Genomic DNA, 3,900 nt, shown 5'->3' with positions numbered 1-3,900 from the left:
TCACACCCGTTCCCATACCGAACACGGAAGTTAAGCTCTCTAGCGCCGATGGTAGTTGGGACCTTGTCCCTGTGAGAGTAGGACGTCGCCAAGCAACTGTAAGACGAGTCAGTATGACTCGTCTTTTTTGTGTTTAATGAAATAATTTTGTAATTAATATCGGCTCTATGAGTACGTTTATCTAGCAAGAATTTCACATTTAAATAGCATACCTTCAGAAAAATATGGACAAGTTTGTTAAACTGTCATTCGTTAACAAGAATATCTACAAGGTATTGCCCTCTGTAGTCTGCTAACACCTTCTTTTATTTCTTCAGTTGTTAAATGTCCATACCCCATAATAATTCGATTATGATGTTTTCCTTTTTCAATGGCATGGTCTTCCACGGGATATACTTTTACTCCGAGTTGTTGGATTTTCTCAAGTAATTCTTTTGTGAATTGAACTTGATTGAATTCAACAATCAGGTGTAATCCTGTAGAATAACCGAAAATATTGATTTCATTTAAGAATGCTAATTTTAATTGCTCGATAAGGAAGTCTCTCCGATTTTTATAAATTTTTTTCATCTTCATAATATGCCGCTCCAAATGATTTTCGGCAATAAATTTAGCAAGGACAAGCTGATTTAAAGAAGATGTATGTAAATCTGAAAACCATTTTACACTGCGGCATTTTTCAATAAGCTGTGAGGGAAGAACTAAGTATCCCATCCTAAGGGCCGGTGATAAAATTTTACTAAATGAACCTACATATATAACACGCTCGGGATCCAATCCTTGTAATGAACTTACAGGTGAACCTTCATATCGAAACTCACTGTCATAATCATCTTCAATGAGATAACAATTTGTTTTCCTTGCGTAGTTAATCAATTGAACCCGTCGTTGAATCGGTAATGCTCCTCCTAAAGGAAACTGATGAGAAGGAGTAGTGAAGATGAATTTTGGGTTTTTATTTGTAGGCAGCGAAGATGTATCCATCCCATTATCATCCGCTGGTATAGGATGAAGGAAGGCCCCTGAATTTTTAAAAATTATTTGAATGTCATTGGTGATGGGGTCTTCTATTAGTACTTCGTCGCCCGTTGACAAAAGTAATTTAGAAACAAGTGTTAAAGCTTGAGTTGCACCGGAAGTAATCACCAATTGTTCTGGATGACAAAAAACTCCTCTTGTTTTTAGCAAATAGCGTGATAAAGCCTTTCTTAATTCGGGACGTCCTTCGGGAATATCGTATCCAAGTGTAGAAGGGGGTGCTTCATTCCATGTGGTGTGAGATAACTTTGCCCATACTTTACGTGGAAATAAGTCTAATGCTGGTATCCCTGAACGGAAATTAATGATGTTGCTGTCTTTGTTTGTTTCTTCGCACCAAGATAAAGAATCAATTAGAGTTGATTCTTTATGTTGTTTTAAATAAGTCCCTTCGGCAATGAATGTCCCGGCTCCCTGTCGAGTGGCCAAAAAACCTTCGGAAAGTAATTGATCATAAGCTTCTAAAATTACATTCCTAGACACGCTCAACTCAGAAGATAATTCCCGTGTTGATGGTAGTTTTTCTCCGGATTGTAGCTCTCCGTTTAATATTCGTTCACGTATTTGGTGATAAACCTGGCGAATTAAACTTATATCTAGCGATCGATCAATAGGCATCCAAAGCATATAAATGCTCCCTTCATCAAAATTGGTACCATAAAAGTATAGCTAAAATGGTACTGATACGAACCATTTTAGCATGCTATAGTTGGAACAAATAGTTCTAAAGGAGATGAAAATTTGATAACTAAACCAGAACTCCAAGTAGCTCAGGCATTTAAATCGATTGCACGAAATGAACATATAAAATCCTATGTACAACAATCTACCGAACTCTATGTGTTATTATTGCAGGCTGCGAAACGCTTTGTCACCGGAGAAACGAGACATGAGGGGATTATGACAGCAAAAGAACTAATTACAAAAGGGTATCATACTTCGCTAGAATACATAGGGGAAAATACTCTAGATATAAAGGAATGTTATAAAGCGAAAAATGAGTTTTTGAATCTTATTGGAGACGTGGGTGCCCTGCCAATAAAACAAACAGTATCACTCGATTTATCGCATATTGGATTATCTATAGATCCAGAAATATCTTATATTCATTTAATGGAGTTGGCAGAGAAGGCAAAAGTATATGGAACTACCCTTATGATAAGTATGGAAGAATCATCTAAAGTAGCGGACATACTTTCTATCTATAAAAAAACAACTGAGCAATATCCTAATGTAGGGATAACGATTCAGGTACATTTATATCGTTCGAACAATGATATTCAAGAACTCCTAAATTATCCAGGGAAAATAAGAGTTGTAAAAGGTGCCTATCAAGAAGCTTCAGATATTGCTATGCCTAGGTCAACTGATTTAAATCAACAGTACCTTCGGATTGTAGAACAACTAATTGGAAATAATCACCCTGTATCTATAGCTACACACGATGAAATTATTATTAAAGAGATGGAGCAACGTCAATATTTTAGTCAATCTAATGTAGAAATAGAAATGCTATATGGAATTCGTCCGGATATGTTAAGTGATTTGAAAAACAAGGGGCATAACGCTAGAGTATATTTGACTTATGGGAAAGAGTGGTACTTGTATTTATGTCATCGGATAGCTGAACATCCAGAAAATCTATATCATGCAGTGGCAGATATGATACATCCATTTTCAGTGCAGCAGAATTGGGAATATTAAATGTAAAAATTATTTTTGTTATGGCCAAATATAAAAAGAGCCGGATTTTCCTTAGAGTAGAAATTCCGGTTCTTTTTATATTGAAACTTTTGTAGTTTATATTTGCGTTAAATACGTACAGGACTTCTATAGGTGTTGAAAAGATTGTGATTTATAATTGTGCAGCTAAAGTATACCTTGTTACAGAACTTGTTTTTGTGGGTGTTTTATATGTATTGGTTTCTTCTTATTGAGTATTCTTAGGTTTGTAGCTAGAAATAAATGAATTTGTGATTCTATGTGTATTTCAAAACGGGGGACACATAATAGAAGCAATAAAGTTACATGCTTTGTTAGTAACTCGATTTGCTCTTCTAGTGATAGAACGTAAATAATAGGTATAGGATAAACATTCTTAAATGTGATAAAATACAAAAAGAACAAACGTTCCTATCTGGTGTGTTGGGTACACTCGATCAATCGAGGTACGTATTTTTAATCTGGTATATGTGTTTGAAAAAGAAATGCTATTAATCAGGTTTGGGCCTCGAGTATAGTTTAGTTTTGTATCTTGAATGTTTGTTAAGAGGATATAAAAATTATTACGGCTAGGCTATATAGAAATGCATGCTGCTAAAGATGAAAGAGGTATAAGCCTGCTATTTTAGTGACGAAGGGATAATTAGTAAATGTATTAGCAGCGTGTTTCTATATATTTACGAGTGAACAGGTAAGTAACGATTACTTTATAATAAGGGGACTCTATAACTAGAGTAGTATATAAGAATTTCTGTATCGTTGTCTGTTATAAAAATACGTATATCTTCAATTTTCTCTAATAGGGTGCCCGATAAACAAAGAGGTGTTAGGAAGCGTGATAAGTTTTTAATTGCATCTTAGTATTTATTAAAATATGGTTGTTAGTTTGGCTGGGGAAAAAATTCCGTACAAATTAAGGTTAGGTCGAAGCAGCTTTCGGGTAATGCAATATTTATAGATTCTTTTTAGGTTAGAGATTGTAAAAATATTAAGTTGAATAACTTTATAAAAAGGTATTGACGATTAGTATATAGAGGTGTAATATAGAACAAGTCGCCGATGACATTAACGTCGAAAGCGACAAACAAAAATAAAAAACTTAGTTGACATTAACTAACGAAGATGTTAACATAAGGAAGT

2 protein-coding genes and 1 rRNA gene are annotated in these 3,900 nt (G+C 34.6%); 2 read left to right on the top strand and 1 reads right to left on the bottom strand.

Annotated elements, in window-relative coordinates; all coding sequences use genetic code 11:
• Positions 1-94, top strand: a 5S ribosomal RNA gene (gene rrf, locus MR113_RS26930); the annotation flags it as partial.
• Positions 95-252: 158 nt separating this feature from the next.
• Here rrf and pdxR read toward each other — a convergent pair.
• Positions 253-1,665: a MocR-like pyridoxine biosynthesis transcription factor PdxR gene (pdxR, locus tag MR113_RS26925; RefSeq protein ID WP_242257451.1), complete on the bottom strand. Its 1,413-nt coding sequence runs from the start codon at positions 1,663-1,665 to the stop codon at positions 253-255.
• A 117-nt stretch (positions 1,666-1,782) separates the two neighbouring features.
• Between pdxR and MR113_RS26920 the strand changes: the two genes are divergently transcribed.
• Complete coding sequence (locus MR113_RS26920; RefSeq protein ID WP_242257452.1) at positions 1,783-2,742, top strand: proline dehydrogenase family protein; 960 nt, start codon at positions 1,783-1,785, stop codon at positions 2,740-2,742.
• The last annotated feature ends 1,158 nt before the right edge of the window (positions 2,743-3,900 follow it).

It is taken from the genome of Bacillus cereus group sp. BfR-BA-01379 (assembly GCF_022663605.1).
Taxonomy (GTDB): Bacteria; Bacillota; Bacilli; order Bacillales; family Bacillaceae_G; genus Bacillus_A; species Bacillus_A mobilis.
This window is presented reverse-complemented; position numbering and strand designations above follow the sequence as displayed.